Source organism: Paenibacillus xylanilyticus (assembly GCF_009664365.1).
Lineage (GTDB): Bacteria > Bacillota > Bacilli > Paenibacillales > Paenibacillaceae > Paenibacillus > Paenibacillus xylanilyticus_A.
Genome location: NZ_CP044310.1, coordinates 6,336,454 through 6,355,210 on the forward strand (window position 1 = coordinate 6,336,454; position 18,757 = coordinate 6,355,210).

Consider the following 18,757-nt stretch of genomic DNA (forward strand, 5'->3'; position numbering starts at 1 on the left):
TCTGCACACAGGCAGCAAACAGCACGCGTAAACAAACGTTTCGCTGCTATCTCAATCGGAAAAAATGTGCCACACGTATCCCTCCGTTCAATAAGTTACCCCTATGCTAACATATTCCAATTCCTGGTACCAGCATGAATTTCCTGATTTGCCCATGTACCTAGGTCAATTCCTCCACTGGCCTTCCTGCATATAGAGTATAATGAACAGGTATACGATATAGGTATGGTGCAATGCTTATAGTAAGCATCCTGCACGTCTCTGGTATGAGCACTTAAAACTAATGCAAAAGAGGTTAACAATGAGCAAGCAACAATTCAAAGATTATAAGCTTGGCGAAGAGATCGTCCGGGCACTGGATAGTCTGGGTTATGAAACGCCAACCGAGGTTCAGACTGAAGTGATTCCGGTCGCTTTGGAAAATAAAGACCTCGTGGTCAAATCCCAGACAGGCAGTGGTAAAACAGCTGCGTATGGTATTCCGATTTGTGAGCTGGTGGAATGGAATGAAAATAAACCGCAGGCTCTAATTCTCACGCCCACCCGTGAACTGGCCCTGCAGGTCAATGAAGACATCACCAATATTGGACGCTATAAGCGGATTAAAGCCACGGCACTCTATGGACAATCTCCTTTTTATGTTCAAAAAGCAGAGCTAAAGCAAAGAACACATGTAGCCGTAGGTACGCCGGGACGTGTGCTGGACCATATCGAACGCGGCACGCTGCCGCTCGAGCGGATTGCCTATCTCGTCATTGACGAGGCGGATGAAATGCTGAACATGGGCTTTATCGAGACGGTACAGGCTATCATTCAGGCCTTGCCTAGCGAACGCGTAACGATGTTATTCTCCGCTACATTCCCTGAGGACGTTGCCCGTCTCTCACGCAAGTATATGGATCATCCGGTAGAGATCGAGATCAAAGCAAGTGGTCTCACAACAGCTACAATAGAACACGAGGTTGTTCGGGTATCCGAAGTCAACAAGACTGCTGTGCTGGAGGATCTATTTATCGTGGAAAATCCGGACAGCTGCATTGTATTCTGCCGTACACAGGAGAACGTGGATAAACTGTTCCGGGTGATGGCTGACCTGGACTACCCAGCAGACCGAATCCACGGAGGCATGGAGCAGGACGAGCGGATCGAAGTCATGAATGCATTCAGAAGAGGTCAATTCCGTTATTTGATTGCAACCGATGTTGCGGCACGTGGAATCGATATCACGAATATCACTCATGTCATCAACTATGATATTCCGCTGGAAAAAGAGAGCTATGTGCACCGTACAGGCCGTACCGGACGTGCTGGTAAGACAGGCAAGGCCATCACGCTGGTTACGCCGAAGGATGGCAGACGCCTGGCCGAGATTGAATCCTATATCGGATTCGAGATCCCGGTCGTTCCGGCGCCATCTGAAGAAGCTGTCGATCGCCGCAGGGAAGAATTCGAGAAACGCCTGAAGATTGTACCTGAGCGCAAAAAAGACAAGCGTGAGCAGCTGAACCAGCAGATCATGAAGCTGAACTTCAACGGCGGCAAAAAGAAAAAGCTGCGTGCCGTGGACTTTGTAGGTACCATCGCCAAACTGGAGGGGGTCACCGCAGATGATATCGGGATTATCACCATTCTCGATAATGTGACTGATGTAGAGATTCTAAACGGCAAAGGCCCGCTTGTACTGGAAATGATGCAAAACACAACGGTCAAGGGCAAGCAGCTGAAGGTCCGCAAAGGGAAGCATGTGTAAGCACATGATACGAATTTAATATATCTTAGAAGAGGGAGTGTCTTGAGGCACTCCTTCTTTGATTTATACAGGTTTTCAGCAAGCAGAAGAACATATCTTATACAAAAACCCCCCGCTCTCGCCGCTTTATATCGAAAAGCACTTCTTTGTTCAGCAATGGATGAATTGTTCACTTGAAACGAATGGAAGTCCAGCTAGAATATATGTGAAAGCGCTACACTTTGCTCATACCTTGGGGAGGTGCATGTAATGAGAAGCAGGAAGTATGCATGGATTCTGGTTCTGACTCTGACACTGACGATGTTTGGCTTCCATCCGGAACGAACGGACGCGGCAAGTGTGACCATTAGCAACGGCTCCGATTGGCTGGATACCGCAGGTAACCCCATTCATGCGAACAGCGGCAATATTCTGAAAGTGGGAAGCACGTATTATTGGTATGGTGAGCATGCGGTAAGTGGCAAGTTTGACAGTGTTAACGTCTATACTTCAACCGATCTGAAAAACTGGACATTCAGCAATGCCATCCTCACCAAGGATTCCGCAACAGAGCTTGCCTCCAGCAAGATTGAGCGCCCCAAAGTGATCTACAATCCCGCTACGCAGCAGTATGTGCTCTGGGCACATTATGAGAACGGAACGGATTATAATCTGGGACGTGTCGCCGTAGCGACCAGCAATACACCAAGTGGCAAATTCACGTATGAGGGCAGCTTCCGGCCACTGGACTATGAGTCCCGCGATATGACAGTGTTCGTGGATACCGATGGTACGGGCTATCTCATCAGTGCGTCACGCAAGAATGGCGGAGCGAACGATACGATGGCTATTTTCAAAATGAACGCAAGCTATACAGGCGTAGAATCCTTTGTTGGCTGGTTATTTGAGAACAGCTACCGAGAGGCCCCTGCCGTTGTGAAAAAGGGAAACCGCTATTACCTCTTCACCTCCCAGGCCGCTGGCTGGTATCCGAATCAGGGGGCTTATGCGACAGCCACATCCATGACTGGACCATGGTCTGCACTGACCCCTTCTGGCAATCCCTCTGCCTTTGGATCGCAGATTCATGATATTGCCACGATTACAGGCAGCAGCACCACGTCCTATATTTATATGGGAGACCGCTGGAATCCAATGAATCTGGGCGAGCACAAGCATATCTGGCTCCCTCTGACCCTGAACGATACCAACGGAACGGCATCACTGGAGTGGTATAAGGATTGGAGTATCGATGCTGCTGCAGGTACGGTAGCGCCGTCCTCTCTCGTCAATCACGCTCAAGGCAAGACAGCTACGGCCATTTCGACAGCCTCCGGTTCTTCCGCTGCCAATGTAAATGACGGTAACTACCAGACTTCGTGGGCGGCCTCTTCCAATACATGGCCTGCTTGGTGGCAGGTTGACTTCGGAGTGCCGAAGACCATTACCGAGATCGATATCTCCTGGTTTATGTATAAAGGATCGGAGGGGTATTACAAATACAAGATTGAGATCAGCAACGATGGTGTCAACTATTCCACACTGGATCGGACCAATAACCTGACCTACGGGTTTACCACAGATACAGTGCACTTTACGGCCCGCTATGTACGTATCCATATGGTAAATGCCGTGCTGTGGAACAACCCGGGTAATTGGTACACTCCAACACTGCATGAGGTTAAAATGCTGGGACCTGCTGCCCCGGAAGCGACAGGCTACAGCCAGTTCAGCTCACATAACTATCCGGACCGTTCTATCCGGCATTCCAATTTCACAGCTCGTATTGACGCGAATGTCTCACCTGCACTTGACTCCCAGTTCCGCGTTGTTCCTGGTCTCGCCAGCTCAACGGGCATTTCGCTGGAGTCCATCAACTTCCCGGGATACTTCCTGAAGCGAAACAGCAGCAACAAAATTGTGCTTGAAGCCTATGTAGACACAGCCGCTTATAAGGGAGATGCAACCTTTCTGAGCAGCCCCGGCTGGGCAGACAGCTCCAAAATATCACTCCAATCATACAGCCAGCCCGGGTATTACATCCGGCACTATGACTACGTACTGCAGCTAGATACCATTAACGCATCCAGCAGCTCTACCGTGAAAAGCGACGCTACGTTCGGGCGAATCAATTTCTAGTTTAACGTGGTGAAGGCTGATCTCATCCGTAAGATCCCACTGTTATAAAGGCTGCATCTTAGAATCTGATCTAAGTGTGCAGCCTTTGGTTATCTGGATCGGTTCGTATCACGCTGCTCTTTTGCCTCATAAGCGAATTCTGTAAATCTCTAATAGATGGCTCCCTGAATGTGCCATTTCACATGTAATAACGAATCTTTACACAAAAAAAGCCACACTAGATTTCCCTAATGTGGCTCTTCATCCTTATTTCTTGGAATACACAATCTTCTTAATACTGTCGATGGACAGGAAAAAACGTTCCGTCAGCTCATGTACAGTTACACCTGCAGCGAATAGGCGCCGGATCTGCTCATTACGCTCTTTCACAACCGCCCTGCTGCCCGATTTTTCGCCCCACTTTTTGTGAGCTTCCTTCGGTTTTGGAATGTAAACCAGCCCACCCGGGATGTGCCTCTGGATCTCTTTTAATAATTCTTCCGGCAAGATCGCATCTGCATTGATATAATTCATGCTGCTCCGCTCCTTAAAATTAGTCTTTAAGGCAGCAGAGTCATACGACGTACACTTCCGAGTTCTATGTGGCGGAAAGGAAAGTCATGGCTCTATGCAAACAACCGCCGTTGTTCATCGCATGGACTCTGCATAGAGCGGATCGTGAAACCTCTTATGAATTGAATCATGGTAGCCCCCCATTCGGCACCCATAGGTTAGGCGCTGTTTGATTCCCACACATGAATCCATTCGATCCACACACGGCGATATCCTCCTGATCAGCACCATTCCATCGCCTCCACATTAAGAATACTGGCTCCAACTCTTCTTCAGCATCTCCCGAACAGCCTGCTGCAATGGTTCTGGCGAGACCACTTTAACTTCAGGACCGTAGGCAAGCAGCTTCCGTGCAGTGAATGGGAATTCCTCTAGGGGAACCAGCCCTCGCCATTCATTGCCTTGAATCGACTGGAACAGCACATCCGAATGTGCGAGTCTTGTACCAAACTCGGTGAAATGCAGCACCACTTCTACGCCTTCCCTGTCGTCTTCGGAATTAAACCATGCCTGCAGGCTGGGAATGGACTCATCTATGGAATCAAGCACTCTCAATTGCTGCATGCGGTCCACGCGATATAACAACACATGCTCCTTATGACGTGCAGGCATGTACCAAAATCCATTTTCATAGTAGATGCCAATAGGATAGGCCTGTGTTTCTTTCCTCCCTTTTCGGGAATGATACGTAAATTCAATCTCTCTTTTATCTACGGCAGCATGAAGAATTTCGGTCGTTAACATTTCTGCGTGCTCACCCGGATGCTGTACAAACGTCACATGTTCTCTCATGCGTACAATCAGGTCCTGCACATCCGCCGGCAAGGTGGAGAAATACTGTTCCGCCAAATGCTCTCGCATGGATCCATACGGAAAATCCGGGACCTGCTGCAAATATTCGATCATCAGAAACAGACCAAGTGCCTCGTTCTGTGTCAGCTGCAGGGGCGGCAGAATTCGATTAGGCAAAACCCTGTAACCCCCATTCACGCCGACCTCCGTGTACAAAGGAAACCCCATCTCCTGCAGCGCATCCAAGTCACGCTGAATGGTACGGACGGATACACCGAATCGTTCCGCCAGTTCACGGGCGGTAAACTTTTTTCTTGAATCCATCAGTCTCATTATGGCTAGTTTTCGACCATTCATGATTGCACCACCTAACTGCGTCAATATTTGTCATAGTTAGAGTGTATCATATGAAACAGAAGGGAGCGATCTATTATGTCCAATAAAGTAGTGCTGTACATTGCGATGAGTCTGGATGGTTATATTGCAAGAAAGGACGGTTCGGTAGATTGGCTGTTTGACGTGGAAGGGGATGGCGGAGATAACGGGTATGCTGCATTTTATCAAACGATTGGGACAGTAGTCATGGGCCGAACCACGTACGAAGACGTGCTTAAGCTATCCGAAGATTTCCTATATGCAGACCGACCCACATATGTACTCTCCCGTTCGGAGCAGCCGCCTGCCCCTCATGTGCAGTTTACAACTGAGCCCGTGGAGAGCCTGATTCCCCGTTTACAGCAGGCATCCGATGCCGATCTATGGATTGTTGGCGGCGGCCAGCTGGTTCAGGCCGTTATGGAAAAACGACTGCTTCATGAAATTGAAGTGGCCATCATTCCGAAAATTCTCGGAGAAGGCATCCCCTTATTTCCCCAGGGAATTGTACCGAGTAATCTGAAGATGATGAGAACACAGACACTCGGTCAGATCGTATCCATCCTTTATCAGGTTCAGATATAACCCAACCAATACGAGAAAAAGACCACGCTCCCCCAAGAAGAAGTGTGGTCTTTGTTTTATTCAGCCAGCCCTGGTACGGCATTCCTCATTAAGCCAGAATTCCTTGCAGGTATTCCGTTAGCGTCTCTGCTGCCCGGCGGTGGGATAACTCACCCGGATGAGTCCGAGCCCCAATCGTCTCTTCCGTTGTATCCGGGAGCTGCAGGACGGATACCTTTCGGTCGCCTGTCCGCTTCGTATAACGATCCACTGCACGATAGATGGCAGGCATCATGGGAAAACCAAGCATGCCATAGGCCCAGACAAGCTGAGCCTTCGGATTATTCTTGCGGAGTTTGACCAGAAACCGGTCTACCGCATTCTCAAAAGCGGTCAAGTCCTCTTCATGATAGCTCCCGTCTTCGTTTAAACGCTGCTTATGTACCTTTCCAGTTACGGGATCTCTCCATTCCGGTGTCTGGAAGGCACCTCCATCGTTGCTTCCCAGGTTGATCACAACCACGTCCGGCTGCCAGGACTCAAAATCATGCGGGTCCCCGGCTCCGATTGCCTGGTTATTCTCACCCGTGAGCAATCCGCAGACTTGTTCATAATAATCAGGAATGTTATTGTTCGGGTTATTGTCCCAGCTGGTAAGTACACCCCAACCACTCTGGGATATTACTCTGTAGTCTGCGTTCATTGCCTCTGCTGTCATGTACGTATAGTTATGTATCGCGCTGAACCACATTGGAATCCAGTCTTCTTCCGCTCTGGCCCCTATTGCACCTTCTCCAGATGTGATGCTATCCCCAATAAACTCAATCTTGTACGGCTTCTCTTCCACAGGCAGGAATGCACCATCCGACTTCAAGGCATGGAACTGCAATAAGCAGCCAGGGTCTGCGCTCATGGCCTGCACATCCTTGACGATGCGTACGTTCTTCACTGTACCTTCGCTCATGCCCCGGAAGATACAGATCCAATACCGTTCTGCTGTGACCATCTGCCTGCTTACAGGAACTCCATTGATCAGGATACTGATCCACGGTTCATGGATATCATAGTCCGACTCCACTTCCACCCAGAGTTCAGATCCTGTGACTTGGAGTTCAATGGCGCTGCCTGTCCAAAATAACGTCAGCGGTGCCCGCTGCTCTGTTGTCCTGCCATGTACCTTCAGATTCTGTATCTCAGACAGAACGTGCACCTGTAACTTGTCACTCTCTTTCACCCTGTATTCCTCCTCTACGAATAATAATTAATCCAAGCCATGCAGGATATGAAGCGCTTCCTCTTTTGTTTTTACGAAGAACACATGCTTGCCATTATTGCACTCATAAATGAAATCCTTCAGACTTTTGCTGCTGTAGCCGTCAAAATCACCAACGATGGCAAGCTTCACCTGGTAATTAACGTACTTTTGCAGAATTTCGCCGGCCAGCTTCGTTTTCAGATCGAAGAATTCTTCCGTAATGTTGGATTTGTCGATAATCATCTTGTATGCCTCGTTCAGGTAATTTACCGACGCCATCAGATCCAGTGCATCTTGCACTTTGCTGATGACGATGTCGTTACTCTCAATAATAGCAACCTTGGAGTTGCCCTGTTGATCGATTGTAATATCCATTTCACATGCTCCTTCCATATCTCATGTCCCTATACTATCTCGCATTTCCTTCGCAAAAAGCAATGTATATTTCACAGCAATATGGAACATTTCGCTCCTCCAACATTCCTGGGTTTGCTTCTTATTTGTAATCACTCGCTGGAATTCCTCTGCTATAATGGATTTATTTCCTATAAAAATTATATTTCGCGATTTGCCTAAGAAAGAGGGATGCTACCATGGACATGAAGTGGCTCGATTGGGCTAAACAGATTCAGGCTATTGCTCAGACCGGTTTAACTTATGGCAAAGATGTATACGATATCGAACGCTACGAGGAATTAAGAAAGATTAGTGTGGATATCCTGGCTAACTACACTTCTGTAAACAAGGAAAAGATAGCACTCACTTTCGCGAGTGATTCTGGATACGCAACGCCCAAAGTCGATATTCGAGGTGTTGTTTTCAAGGATAACAAAATCCTTTTGGTACAGGAAAAAATCGATGGTGCCTGGGCCTTGCCAGGGGGCTGGAGCGACATCGGTCTCTCTCCCTCGGAAGTAGCCGTGAAGGAAATCAAGGAAGAATCCGGCTTCGATGTCGTGCCCTTGCGCCTGTTGGCCGTATTGGATAAGAAATTCCATGGCCATCCACCCGAACCTTATCATATCTACAAGATGTTTATTCGGTGCGAGATTACAGGTGGTACAGCTGAAACCGGTGTGGAAACCAGTGCAGTCCAGTTCTTCGACAGGCATGATCTGCCTGAGCTTTCGCTTGAAAGAAATACAGCAGAGCAGGTGAAGACCATGTTTGAGTTTCTGGATCATCCCGCCAAAGAAGTCATTCTGGATTAAAGTCGAACACGCCAAATAGCGACTCTCCCACGCGAAGGGTACAGTCGCTACTCTTTCTGTTTATCACAGATTATGATCTGGAGGAATCGTGTTCTCGAGTTCCGCACCTTTGATCAGGTTCCTTTTGGGAATCAACACATCAAAGGCGGTCCCTTGCCCGCTTTGATCTGCAAAATCCACCGTGATATGTCCCTCCAAGGACTGGACAATATCTCGAACATGGGACAGACCGATTCCAGTTGCGGCAATGCCTGCCTGATTGAATTTCGTCGTATAGCCAGGCTCGAAAATTATATTTCGCTTGGCTTCAGGTATTCCTTTGCCCGAATCGATGACTGCAAAATGTACATCCTCATCCTGTTCATATACCTGTATGCGAATAGTCCCTTCGAGCTCGATCACTTCCACAGCATTGGCGATCAGATTGTTCATTACCGTTAAGAGTGGAATGTAAAAAGGCGACTCACAATCATACTGCTGCTCCATTTGAATGTGTATTCTTTTATCCAGCATCTCAGCGTATTTAAGATTGCCCTTCACGGCAAAATTCAGAATCTCCGACAGGCTCATGTTGACTGCCTTCTCACTGTCATATAGTTTCAGCAGTCCGGCCAGGATGCGCTGCGAGTCTTTCTTCACCTCATGGATCTGCTGAGCAATCCCCAGTGTCCGCTGACTGTATTGATTCATGTCCTGTTCCCTAAGATCCCGATATAGGTCGTAGCTATCCGCCGTTATGTCTTCGATTGTCTTCATGGCCTTTTTCAGATAGAAGACCTCGCCGTAGAGACCGGAGTTTACATTGAGCATTTGCTCCATCCGCTTCTCCTGCTCCGCATGCATGAGCCTCATCTGTCTTACTGCGATACTGTTATACAAACCGCTGATGAAATAACTTCGCAGCCCACCGACAACAAGCAGATACAGCCATTCTCTCATATCGAAGATGCTGGTCCCATTCAATACACCGCGAATGAAAAGCTCAATGAGATTGGAGGAAAAATCCACACATGTAATTAAGCCACCCAGGAGCAGTGGCTGAATTTCGTGAAACCTGTTCTTGAACTTGCTAAGACCATAAGAGAAGGCAATATAATAGATGCCCGCTCCAATGTTGTCATGCAAACTTTCCAGGACCGACATCGAGTTCACATCGTACAGTAAATCTATGGATTGCACGATAAAGCTCACGATCCCCGTCAGAATCCCCGTCTTCACATAAGACAGATGCGGCATGATCATAAGCAGGAACAATAGAATGCTTACGCCCAGGCCGATTCGAAAATAGTCTTCCTGAAAAGGATTGATCTTAAATTGCGCACCAATGGCTGTAGCCAGGGCGACTGCCGTCATTTGTACATTCTCATTTTTAAGCCAATTACGCATATCTTTCTCCTACTGTGAACTGGATCCGTATTGATCACTCGTGCTGTATTTCTGATGCCCTTGTACTAGCATACACATTTTCTATATGAATTAGTTAAGGTAGCGGCTTTCGTTACTTGCCCATAAAAAAAGCAGCCCTCGGGGCCGCTGGACATTCTTCATTTCAAGCTCTGCAGAATGTTTTTCATTTTGTTGTAATGCCCGCTTACCCGGTCAACCATGTAGTTATACATGAGCTGGTTCTCCGACAGGTTCGCCATTTCGGCATCAATGTCCACATTATTGCCGTTGTTGTTCATCGTTGTTTCGTTGTTCTCCACAATCCGGTATGGAACGACAGAAGAATTGAGGTCTTTGGCAGGCAGATGCTTCGGATGTGTCCGGTGCATATCCAGCTCCCTGCTTGTACCATTTTCAACGATACGTCTCAGTGCTTCTTCAAACTCCACCGATTTCTTTTTGTAATTGGGTGTGTCTGCATTGGCAATATTGTCAGTGGTGACCTTGTGCTGCACGTTCAGCACTTGCAAAAGAGATTCATTGCGTCTTGACGTGTTGGTTTCAATCACGGCTCAGTCTCCTTCAGAGCATAATGGTGCAGTCCCACTTATCATAAGAAAAAAAGTTGCCCTCTGTCAACATTCACTCAATTCTTACATATAAAACTTAACACAACATTAGCGATTCAGCTTTTCAAAAATCTCCGCTAACTTCTCCCGGTCCTGTGCAGTTAGCTTTTCAAATAACGCTCTGCGCAGCTTTTGTCCCTCCATGGATGCTCTGCTAAGAACTTCGGAGCCATCCTCGGTGATATCCAGGTAACTATTGCGGCGATCGGATTCATCAACGACCCTGACAGCCAGTTTCTTTCCGACGAGCTTGTCGGATAAATAACTGAGAGTTGGCGGGGTAAGCCCCAGTACTTTCGCAATATCCGAAGGTCGACTTTTTCCGTTTTGCTTCAAATGGGAAAGCACAAGCACATGAGATACGCCCAGGTCCTCATTAAATGATTTGTTCCACTGTATAATCAACTTGTTGGTGAAGGTATCCATATTGTGTATGATTTCAAAAATTGTTTTCTCTTCCATAACTGCCTCCTCATAAAAAAGACAGCCCCTAATGAAAATTAAGAGCTGTCATTATTCTACACACTATTGTGCGGAGTATCCACCATCAATGACCAGCTCGGAGCCGGTAATATAGGAGGAATCATCGGAAGCCAGGAACAGTGCCGCTTTGGCAATATCCATAGCTTGACCCAAACGCTGTAGAGGCGTTGCCTGAATCAGCCGACCAAGCAGTTCTTGGGACGTGCTCAGGGATTGGGTCATAGGCGTTTCGATAATCCCTGGGAAAAGAGCATTGACACGAATGCCCTGACGTCCGAATGTCGTAGCCGCTGCTTTGGACAACGCACGTACCGCGCCCTTCGACGCCGAGTAGTGATTGAAGCCCTGTCCAATCATTGCAGTATACGAAGAAATATTAACGATGGAGCCTTTCTTCTGAGCGGCCATATATGGAGTCACATGCTTCATACCCGCAAACGGGCCAAATCCGTTAATGGAAAGCATCTTCTCCCAGTCCTGTGCGTTGATCTCCTCAAATGGTTTTTCGGATGAGATACCCGCATTGTTGACCAAGATATCTATTTTGTCAAATCGCTCGTTGACGACCTTCGCCAGTGCCTCCCAGTTCTCGTCTGACGCCACGTTTAATTTCATTCCATATACATTCTGCTTCTGGCTAGCTGTCTCCAGCGCTGCCTCATTAATATCTGCTGCAATCACGATGGCACCTTCCTGTGCAAAAAGATCCACCATGCACTCGCCAATGCCTGAAGCTCCGCCTGTAATAATAGCTACTTTACCTTCCAATTTTCTCATGTCCGTTGCTCCTCACTTTGTTTTGAATGTTTGTTTATAGGAATAAAGCCAGCAATGAAGGCTTATACGCTTTGCATAAATTGCTCAAAATCAGGAACCGTTGGATTAGCGATATAATGCCCGCCTTCCACCTGAATCGTCTGGCCGGTAATAAATTTGGACTCGTCGGAAGCCAGGAATAGGACGGTATGTCCAATATCATCCGGTTCTCCGTGATAAGGCAGTGCATTATATTTTGCAAACATATTCAAGACGTCTTGTGGCATGTTATCCTGCGCTGCCGGTGTCAAAATCAGACCGGGTGCAACCGCATTACAACGAATGTTGTGCTTCCCGTATTGGGCTGCAATATACTTGGTAAGATTGACTACACCTGCTTTGGAAGCGCCATAAGCCACACGAACAGCATCACCGGTAAAGCCTGCCATGGATGCTGTATTGATGATGGAACCCCCGCCAGCACGGATCATATGAGGAATGGCAAATCTGCATCCCAGAAGTACACTCTTGAGGTTAACATTCATCAGTCGATCCCATTCATCCAGGTCTACATGAACCACGTCCAAATCCTTCTTGAGGTTGGTCAAGCCCACATTGTTAAACAAGCATGTGAGCTTACCGTATCGCTGTGCCGTAAATTCAATTGCTTCTTGAATTGAGGTTTCTTTTGCAGCATCAACAAATATGCCTACGGCATCGCCTCCTCGGAGCTGAATGTTTTTGGCAGCTTCTATAGCGCCATCGACATTAAAATCGGCAATGACGACTCTAGCACCTTCCGCAGCCATTAAGTTGGCTGCGGATAAGCCGATGCCAGAAGCTCCTCCGGTAACTAGCACAACCTTGTCCTTCATTCTGTCCATATTCACCACGCTCCTTATATTTAAGAAACCTGTAATGGTTCTAAGATGATTATTATTTAGATATATAACTATTTGATGTCTAAATAATAGCACCAGACTATCCGATATGCAATGGCATGGATACATTTAACTTATTTTGGTTATCGCAAAAACGAAAACACCCTGTCCAACGCTCTCATTTGGAATGAAAGGGTCAAACAGGGTATGGGTAGACTAACTTAAATTGAATTAGACAAGTCAGGACGGCGATTGTCCTCATTGACCAGACTACGGACAAAGGTATCAAAATCGGGAGCAATCCAGGTGATCTTATAGTTGTTCCCCTTATCCACATGAACAACCTCAGGCTCACCCGCATTATCCGATGCACGGTAATCCAGCATAACGATCTCAGCGTCCGATGGGCACTTACATAGAACCACACCAATCTCCGGATAGCCATTTTGCTCAATGATCCATCTGCTGCCTTCTTCACCGCACAGGGAATGCTTTTTCTCCTGGCCGATGCCCAGCATGCCCGAGATCTCAATGAGTCTCTTCTCTGCAGCCCCAGCTTCGCTGACTGGAACATATCGATAACGAGGGATCCCACCATTATGTAATTTCATCATGTCGACATAAGCTCTAGGCAATTTGAAAACGAGCCGCTCCTCTACCGACTCGACCTGGTCGTCCGTAGGTGAAGGCAGAATCCAGTTCTGCACAGCTTCGGCATTGTCATCCCAGAAATCCGTGGAATTCGGATCACTAACACTGGGCTGCTCCATGGAGATTGCCGGGACGGATTGAGCCGTCTCCTGAGTTGTCACTTGAGTTATTTCCTCAGCAGGCTTCTCGGCTGTCTTACTGCGAATCCATTCGAGAAACTCCTGTGTATCTTCATCTCCCGGATACAGCCGGTCTGCTGTTTCAAAAGCCTCACGTGCCTTCTCATATTGCTCCAGGTAATAATATGCCAGACCAATGCGATAATGCCACAAGGGGTCGTCCTGACCCTCTTCGGAAACCGTCAGAAATTGTTCAACTGCCTCTTCGTAACGCTCCAGGTTGTTCAGCGCTCTACCCAAATGACCGATTAGCTCATAGTCGCGCTCTTCCACATCGATGGCTGTAATCGCATCCACAATCTCTTCGAATTCATCCTGTTCATGCCACTCTTCCAGCTGCTCCAATAACTCTTCTCTCATCCTTCGTACCTCCCTGATCATTCGCTCGATATCCCTTGCTGAAAATTATACCATTTATCAGATTGCCTTCTCCAGCAATGCCATTCCTGACTAATATTCAAGTTGGCCTTATGCCATATTCAGCACAAGCGAATAGGTTGTGAAGATCCATGAGTTTGCCAGATCGGCTGCTGCATCTCTACTAACCCGCACAGAGGGTTTTAGCTCCTGCACATCATCCGTTGAAGGCCCACGCTCCGCGATAAGGGAAGCTGATTCCTTCGTTTTTTATGAAAAAACCAGAGATTTTATCATCCAAGTTCATTGTTATGGAGTATACAAAATGGGGGTGGTAATGGAGCTTTTCCTGCCCAGTAAAGACCTTTGAATTCCTCTGGTGTTACCAGAAACTTAAGCTTATAAAATCCACTGTGTTTCAAGCGATCCATGGTTACCACCCCCAAGTATGATGTCATACTACTGAATGAATGCAATTCTTCCAATGGTTATGAAACAGGTCGGTTACCCTTTCCACGTATCCGGTCTATTTTCCTGCTTCACCTTAAGAATACTACTCGTTACTTTAGCTCTTCCGGATCGGAATCCATATCTCGCTTCTGTACTGCGGCAAGGTAACATCCTTGTGCTCATTCCACAGCATTTCCGGTCCTTCGCTAAGTTCATAATCGGACGAAGGAAACCACTCGGCGTAGATTCGTCCCCACACATCCTGAAGCGTACTCGGAAAGGGGCCAACCGCAGTAAACACAGCCCATGTTGATGCGGGTACTTCCAGACATGCCAGACCTTCGGGGGCCACTTGGGTCGTGGCTGCACCGATATAATGATCCAGTTCGCCCTTCTCCTCCATCCGCTCTTCGCTAAAATGAGCCGAAGCACTGATGATCCCCAGCGGCTGAACATTCGACACCCCTTTGATCGTCTCAATCAATTCCGGGGTGAGCTGCTGATACATCGCAGCAATGTCGGGGTTTACCCCATTGAACACGATCGGCACCCTTTTGCTGATTCCCACAATCCGAAAGGCTTCTTTCTCTTCAATACGGTAGTTCATTTCACTTCCTCCTTGAATGGTCAATTGAAATGTCATCCGGGGGAAGGCCTTGAGCGAAGGGCCATGATTCCTCGCTTCGGAGGGTGTGACCCCATGCATGCTCTGAAATGCCCTGGCGAAGGAATCCGGTGCGGTATATCCATATTTGAGCGCAACATCGATGACTTTGCTGTCATGACTGCTGAGCTCCATTGCTGCCAGCGTCAAGCGCCGGCGACGGATGTACTCGGATAAGGTAATACCGCTAAGAAAGGAGAACATTCGTGTAAAATGGTATTCCGAGCAGCAAGCGATTCGCGCGACCTCTTTCATATCCAATGTCTCCGTCAGATTCTCCTCAATATAGGCCAACCCCTCGTTGAGCCGTGCCAGTGTATTCATCATCATTCCCTCCCCCATTGATCCAAGCATAACAAAGCTCTTCTTCTGGCATCCGACATTCCCTGCACCATTCTGCAGGCAGTAATTTATGGATCCGCAGACGGCCAGCATAGACGGCGAATTCTCCATTTTATATCAAGGCCGTTCCTCTTACTTGTTATGTACATATTTTATAGAAAGGTCGTTTTGAACCTCACGGATAAGGAGCGCGATCGAATGGAAGCCAGCCCCGGTACAGTCAAGACCAAACAAGGCGTGTCTATCATTGCCTGCACCAAACGCCAGCATTATATCCATAATCTATTTAAAAATTACAGCCGACAGAAGCACTCCAAGAAAGAGATGATCGTTATCGTCAACAACGATAATATCCCTCTTGCTCCTTATCAAAGCTTAGCCAAAAAGCTTCGGAACGTACACGTTTTTCGTCTGCCGGAACGTACCTCTCTCGGTGCTTGCCTCAATTATGCGGTCAAGAAAACAAAATACGGCTATATTGCCAAGTTTGATGATGACGATTACTATGCTCCCTACTATTTGACGGAAAGCTTGCAGACCTTCAAGAGAACGAATGCCGATGTCATTGGCAAGCGGGCACATTATCTATATTTAAGAGGACCCAGGAAGCTGCTCCTTCGTTTTCCCCAGGATGAACATCGCCCTGTAACCCTCCTCCCAGGTGCTACGCTTGTCTTTAAACGATATGTATTCAGCCATGTCCAGTTTCCGAATCGAAGCGTCGGTGAAGATGATCTGTTTTGTATAAGAAGTAAACGGAAGGGATACAAGGTATACTCGGGAGGCAGGCATAACTTTGTCGCGATCCGCAGGAAAAACTCCTCCGGCCACACTTGGATCATCAGTGATCGCGAACTCCTCTCGCAAAGCAAGAAGATCCGAACAACGAAGCATTATAAGCGATATGTACAGAAAAAACCGAAGGGCCAATTCTGATGGCAGCTGATCTACGCGCTTAATTTAAATTTTTCCTCCAAATAGTTAAATTATTTGAAGCATAGGTGAGTCATCAGCTTATTGTTTCATAACTCTATACGGAGTCTACATCCACAAAAAAAGAAGAGCAGCAGAGCTGCCCTTCTTTTTGCACAAATCACATTCGCTAAACTCAAACCAGGTACTCTGCCATAATCTGCTCGATGTCATAAGGAGTAACCCCTTGCTTCACCGAATAGACTGTGTCTGCCTGATCCAGTGTATCTACCAGTTCGCCCCGGGCCGTTGCATGAAGCTTGAACAGATCGTACAGGTCTGGCTTGCGCAATCCGGTCATGGCTTTGCCCATCAAGACCATTCCCTTTTCATTGCCCTCTACATTGTTGTAATAGTTTGGGTGGCTGGTTAGGGCAAGATCGGTCCAGATCACCGTGCGATCTACCAGATCAAGTATGACAGGAATCGTAATCTGTGTATCGGCTGTAATATCAATTTTGTTAGCCACCGTAGACGGTTCAAAAATCTCACCCGATCCTGGCTTCTTGCGCATCATCCACCCCGCGAAGCATTCCGGAAGATCGCAATACGGATGACTCGTGAACGACAGCAATGAAGCAACGACATACCGCCCTCCATAATTAACGATCGACGGAATATGCAGGTCAATGAACTCGCATGCGCCCTGCGGAGCCGATACGATATCTCCGCTGTGAACAGCCTTATACTTGGTGGAGCGCAGATTCGTATAGGAGATGTGCTCAACATAATTCCAGTTCTCGTCATACATCACCGCAGACAGGTCAATATCAACGCGTCCTGTGTCCTGCCCGTTGACCATGCCTTCCTTCCACCAGTTGAAGAAACGAATCGTATCTCCTTCACCCATGGGTACCCGGCTGCCTCTCACGAGGGTACGCAGGGCCTTGCTCGCGGAACGTTGGGAAAACGGCACAAGATAGTCATGGAGCTGTTCATCGATATACGTCTTACCCAGCGGAGGAAGAGCAGCGAATCGTTCAACCAGTGCCTGCTCGCACAATTGCACAACTTCCTGGCACGTCGCTTCATCCAGCTCTGGCAGCTGATTCGGAACGCCGAATGCCTTTGCCACGTTGCCTTTTGGAAAAAAGACACGAAGATCCTGGGGTTCATTACGCTGGGCAAAATGTTGTCTCACCTGCAGCAGCACCGGCGTCGATACCTGTGCAGTTACCTCACTAAATGCCAACAATACATAGGCCTCATCCTCAGTGATTCGCAATAGATGATCCAGTCTTCTGGCAAATTCACCCGGACGCTGCGACAGCAGATCGATCAGGCTCCAGGTGTTGTGATACTGGAACGCCAGCTCCACGCTTCTATTAAAGGTTGCAAACGGCTTGTTATTGCGCAGAATATCAAAGGCTTCTTCGCAGCGAGGATACCGAAGCTTATATTCGGAAGGATGCAGAATCTCCCCCAGACGAACCCAGCGATCCTTATACCGGAGCATATCCTCGGTGATCTGTCCGCATTGCTCTAGTAAACCTAGCAATAAACGTCTCTCACGGCGTTTGAAATTGCGGAAGCGTACAGGCGCAGCAAGACTAACATCACCGTTCGACCAGGCAGCAGCCAGACGCAGGACGTCGGTTGCTGTTTTGAAGTATGGGCCGATTCGTTCTAACCTCGCCTTTTCATGTTTCAACAGCGAAGCCACCACGAAGCCCACATTCTCCTTGAACGGAATTTCAATAGGCAGTATCGCATCTACCTCATCCGGTTCCGCATGTTCCAGTACGGTATCGATGTCATTCTTGTCCGTCTCCGAAATCGAGCCCTTTGCTTCAATCAGCTGGCGGATGAGTGTTCTGAACCCTTCCTCACTTCCCAAGTGGATCACTTTCAGATCTGTCTTGTCGGACAAAGGCTGTCTATCAACAGGTTCACGATCAGGATATACCAAGGTTAGGTAGTGAATGATGGCATTGAGATACAGCTCCGCTTCATCTTCCTGCATGACCTGCATGGGAAATCCCGGATACATCGGTTTGTACTTCACCTGTGCCCCGACCATCACTCTCAGATCCGCTACCAACTGAACAACCAAAGCTTCAAACTGTTCCTTGGATAGTCTTCGTACGGCTCGCATCAGTTCATCAGAGAACGTGTATCCCAGCGTTTCAATATTTTTAAGGGCAGTAGCCAGATAAGACTTGGGCAGTTGTTTCTCCCCTTGATGTTCGATAATCAGTTTGTTTGCTCGTCTTAAATAAATGGTGTTATGGTTCATGATAAAAGAGTCCAGGAAAGCTATATCCCTATATAACATGAAAGGTTAGATTGAGAAGGAAGGAATATAATAGCCTGGACGCCTCCTCTCTTGAATAGAAATCCTTCAGGAGAGCTGCGACCCTATTCATCCAATTGAGTTAGAAGGAAGGATC

General features: G+C 47.7%; 17 protein-coding genes. 5 read left to right on the plus strand and 12 right to left on the minus strand.

Going from position 1 to position 18,757, the window contains the following annotated elements:
• Positions 1-301 precede the first annotated feature (301 nt).
• Positions 302-1,750: a DEAD/DEAH box helicase gene (locus F4V51_RS28240; RefSeq protein ID WP_153980438.1), complete on the plus strand. Its 1,449-nt coding sequence runs from the start codon at positions 302-304 to the stop codon at positions 1,748-1,750.
• 300 nt (positions 1,751-2,050) lie between these two features.
• The gene (locus F4V51_RS28245) at positions 2,051-3,868 is read left to right on the plus strand and encodes an AbfB domain-containing protein (RefSeq protein ID WP_236146855.1); all 1,818 of its coding nucleotides are present in this window, start codon (positions 2,051-2,053) and stop codon (positions 3,866-3,868) included.
• Positions 3,869-4,114: 246 nt separating this feature from the next.
• Here F4V51_RS28245 and F4V51_RS28250 read toward each other — a convergent pair whose 3' ends face one another.
• Positions 4,115-4,381, minus strand: coding sequence for a CD3324 family protein (locus F4V51_RS28250; protein WP_153980440.1), 267 nt, complete (start codon positions 4,379-4,381; stop codon positions 4,115-4,117).
• Positions 4,382-4,666: 285 nt separating this feature from the next.
• Entirely contained in the window at positions 4,667-5,569 is a 903-nt protein-coding gene (locus F4V51_RS28255) for a helix-turn-helix transcriptional regulator (RefSeq protein WP_153980441.1), read from the minus strand.
• A gap of 75 nt (positions 5,570-5,644) precedes the next feature.
• Between F4V51_RS28255 and F4V51_RS28260 the strand changes: the two genes are divergently transcribed.
• Positions 5,645-6,172, plus strand: coding sequence for a dihydrofolate reductase family protein (locus F4V51_RS28260; protein WP_153980442.1), 528 nt, complete (start codon positions 5,645-5,647; stop codon positions 6,170-6,172).
• Positions 6,173-6,260: 88 nt separating this feature from the next.
• On the opposite strand, the gene F4V51_RS28265 is transcribed toward F4V51_RS28260, so the two are convergent.
• The gene (locus F4V51_RS28265) at positions 6,261-7,385 is read right to left on the minus strand and encodes an SGNH/GDSL hydrolase family protein (RefSeq protein ID WP_153980443.1); all 1,125 of its coding nucleotides are present in this window, start codon (positions 7,383-7,385) and stop codon (positions 6,261-6,263) included.
• A gap of 27 nt (positions 7,386-7,412) precedes the next feature.
• Positions 7,413-7,781, minus strand: coding sequence for a DUF4180 domain-containing protein (locus tag F4V51_RS28270; protein ID WP_153980444.1), 369 nt, complete (start codon positions 7,779-7,781; stop codon positions 7,413-7,415).
• Between the two features lie 218 nt (positions 7,782-7,999).
• Here F4V51_RS28270 and F4V51_RS28275 point away from each other — a divergent pair, with 218 nt between their 5' ends.
• Positions 8,000-8,617: an NUDIX hydrolase gene (locus F4V51_RS28275; protein ID WP_153980445.1), complete on the plus strand. Its 618-nt coding sequence runs from the start codon at positions 8,000-8,002 to the stop codon at positions 8,615-8,617.
• 63 nt (positions 8,618-8,680) lie between these two features.
• On the opposite strand, the gene F4V51_RS28280 is transcribed toward F4V51_RS28275, so the two are convergent.
• The 7 genes from F4V51_RS28280 to F4V51_RS28310 all read right to left on the minus strand — a co-directional run bounded on the left by F4V51_RS28280 (position 8,681) and on the right by F4V51_RS28310 (position 15,377).
• Entirely contained in the window at positions 8,681-10,003 is a 1,323-nt protein-coding gene (locus F4V51_RS28280; RefSeq protein WP_153980446.1) for an ATP-binding protein, read from the minus strand.
• Positions 10,004-10,161: 158 nt separating this feature from the next.
• Complete coding sequence (gene flgB / locus F4V51_RS28285; protein WP_153980447.1) at positions 10,162-10,572, minus strand: flagellar basal body rod protein FlgB; 411 nt, start codon at positions 10,570-10,572, stop codon at positions 10,162-10,164.
• Positions 10,573-10,680: 108 nt separating this feature from the next.
• Positions 10,681-11,094 (minus strand): MarR family winged helix-turn-helix transcriptional regulator, encoded by a 414-nt coding sequence (locus tag F4V51_RS28290; protein WP_110758206.1) that lies wholly within the window; start codon positions 11,092-11,094, stop codon positions 10,681-10,683.
• A 63-nt stretch (positions 11,095-11,157) separates the two neighbouring features.
• Positions 11,158-11,892 (minus strand): SDR family NAD(P)-dependent oxidoreductase, encoded by a 735-nt coding sequence (locus F4V51_RS28295; protein ID WP_153980448.1) that lies wholly within the window; start codon positions 11,890-11,892, stop codon positions 11,158-11,160.
• 62 nt (positions 11,893-11,954) lie between these two features.
• The gene (locus F4V51_RS28300) at positions 11,955-12,755 is read right to left on the minus strand and encodes an SDR family NAD(P)-dependent oxidoreductase (protein ID WP_153980449.1); all 801 of its coding nucleotides are present in this window, start codon (positions 12,753-12,755) and stop codon (positions 11,955-11,957) included.
• Positions 12,756-12,973: 218 nt separating this feature from the next.
• A complete protein-coding gene (locus tag F4V51_RS28305) occupies positions 12,974-13,942 on the minus strand; it encodes an SMI1/KNR4 family protein (RefSeq protein WP_153980450.1) in 969 nt (322 codons plus the stop codon).
• Positions 13,943-14,504: 562 nt separating this feature from the next.
• A complete protein-coding gene (locus F4V51_RS28310) occupies positions 14,505-15,377 on the minus strand; it encodes an AraC family transcriptional regulator (RefSeq protein ID WP_153980905.1) in 873 nt (290 codons plus the stop codon).
• Between the two features lie 216 nt (positions 15,378-15,593).
• On the opposite strand from F4V51_RS28310, the gene F4V51_RS28315 reads away from it, so the two are divergent.
• A complete protein-coding gene (locus F4V51_RS28315) occupies positions 15,594-16,331 on the plus strand; it encodes a glycosyltransferase family 2 protein (protein WP_153980451.1) in 738 nt (245 codons plus the stop codon).
• A gap of 172 nt (positions 16,332-16,503) precedes the next feature.
• Here F4V51_RS28315 and F4V51_RS28320 read toward each other — a convergent pair whose 3' ends face one another.
• Positions 16,504-18,603 carry a TerD family protein gene (locus tag F4V51_RS28320; RefSeq protein ID WP_153980452.1) on the minus strand — a complete coding sequence of 700 codons (2,100 nt, stop codon included), beginning with the start codon at positions 18,601-18,603 and terminating at the stop codon, positions 16,504-16,506.
• Between the last annotated feature and the right edge of the window lie 154 nt (positions 18,604-18,757).

What these genes read in the sequence shown, in the direction of transcription:
- F4V51_RS28255 (WP_153980441.1), bottom strand. Translation starts at nt 5,569, where the DNA reads ATGAATGGTCGAAAACTAGCCATAATGAGACTGATGGATTCAAGAAAA.
- F4V51_RS28240 (WP_153980438.1), top strand. Translation starts at nt 302, where the DNA reads ATGAGCAAGCAACAATTCAAAGATTATAAGCTTGGCGAAGAGATCGTC.
- F4V51_RS28260 (WP_153980442.1), top strand. Translation starts at nt 5,645, where the DNA reads ATGTCCAATAAAGTAGTGCTGTACATTGCGATGAGTCTGGATGGTTAT.
- F4V51_RS28295 (WP_153980448.1), bottom strand. Translation starts at nt 11,892, where the DNA reads ATGAGAAAATTGGAAGGTAAAGTAGCTATTATTACAGGCGGAGCTTCA.
- F4V51_RS28320 (WP_153980452.1), bottom strand. Translation starts at nt 18,603, where the DNA reads ATGAACCATAACACCATTTATTTAAGACGAGCAAACAAACTGATTATC.
- F4V51_RS28300 (WP_153980449.1), bottom strand. Translation starts at nt 12,755, where the DNA reads ATGGACAGAATGAAGGACAAGGTTGTGCTAGTTACCGGAGGAGCTTCT.
- F4V51_RS28250 (WP_153980440.1), bottom strand. Translation starts at nt 4,381, where the DNA reads ATGAATTATATCAATGCAGATGCGATCTTGCCGGAAGAATTATTAAAA.
- F4V51_RS28245 (WP_236146855.1), top strand. Translation starts at nt 2,051, where the DNA reads ATGTTTGGCTTCCATCCGGAACGAACGGACGCGGCAAGTGTGACCATT.
- F4V51_RS28290 (WP_110758206.1), bottom strand. Translation starts at nt 11,094, where the DNA reads ATGGAAGAGAAAACAATTTTTGAAATCATACACAATATGGATACCTTC.
- F4V51_RS28270 (WP_153980444.1), bottom strand. Translation starts at nt 7,781, where the DNA reads ATGGATATTACAATCGATCAACAGGGCAACTCCAAGGTTGCTATTATT.
- F4V51_RS28305 (WP_153980450.1), bottom strand. Translation starts at nt 13,942, where the DNA reads ATGAGAGAAGAGTTATTGGAGCAGCTGGAAGAGTGGCATGAACAGGAT.
- F4V51_RS28275 (WP_153980445.1), top strand. Translation starts at nt 8,000, where the DNA reads ATGGACATGAAGTGGCTCGATTGGGCTAAACAGATTCAGGCTATTGCT.
- F4V51_RS28315 (WP_153980451.1), top strand. Translation starts at nt 15,594, where the DNA reads ATGGAAGCCAGCCCCGGTACAGTCAAGACCAAACAAGGCGTGTCTATC.
- F4V51_RS28310 (WP_153980905.1), bottom strand. Translation starts at nt 15,377, where the DNA reads ATGAATACACTGGCACGGCTCAACGAGGGGTTGGCCTATATTGAGGAG.
- F4V51_RS28280 (WP_153980446.1), bottom strand. Translation starts at nt 10,003, where the DNA reads ATGCGTAATTGGCTTAAAAATGAGAATGTACAAATGACGGCAGTCGCC.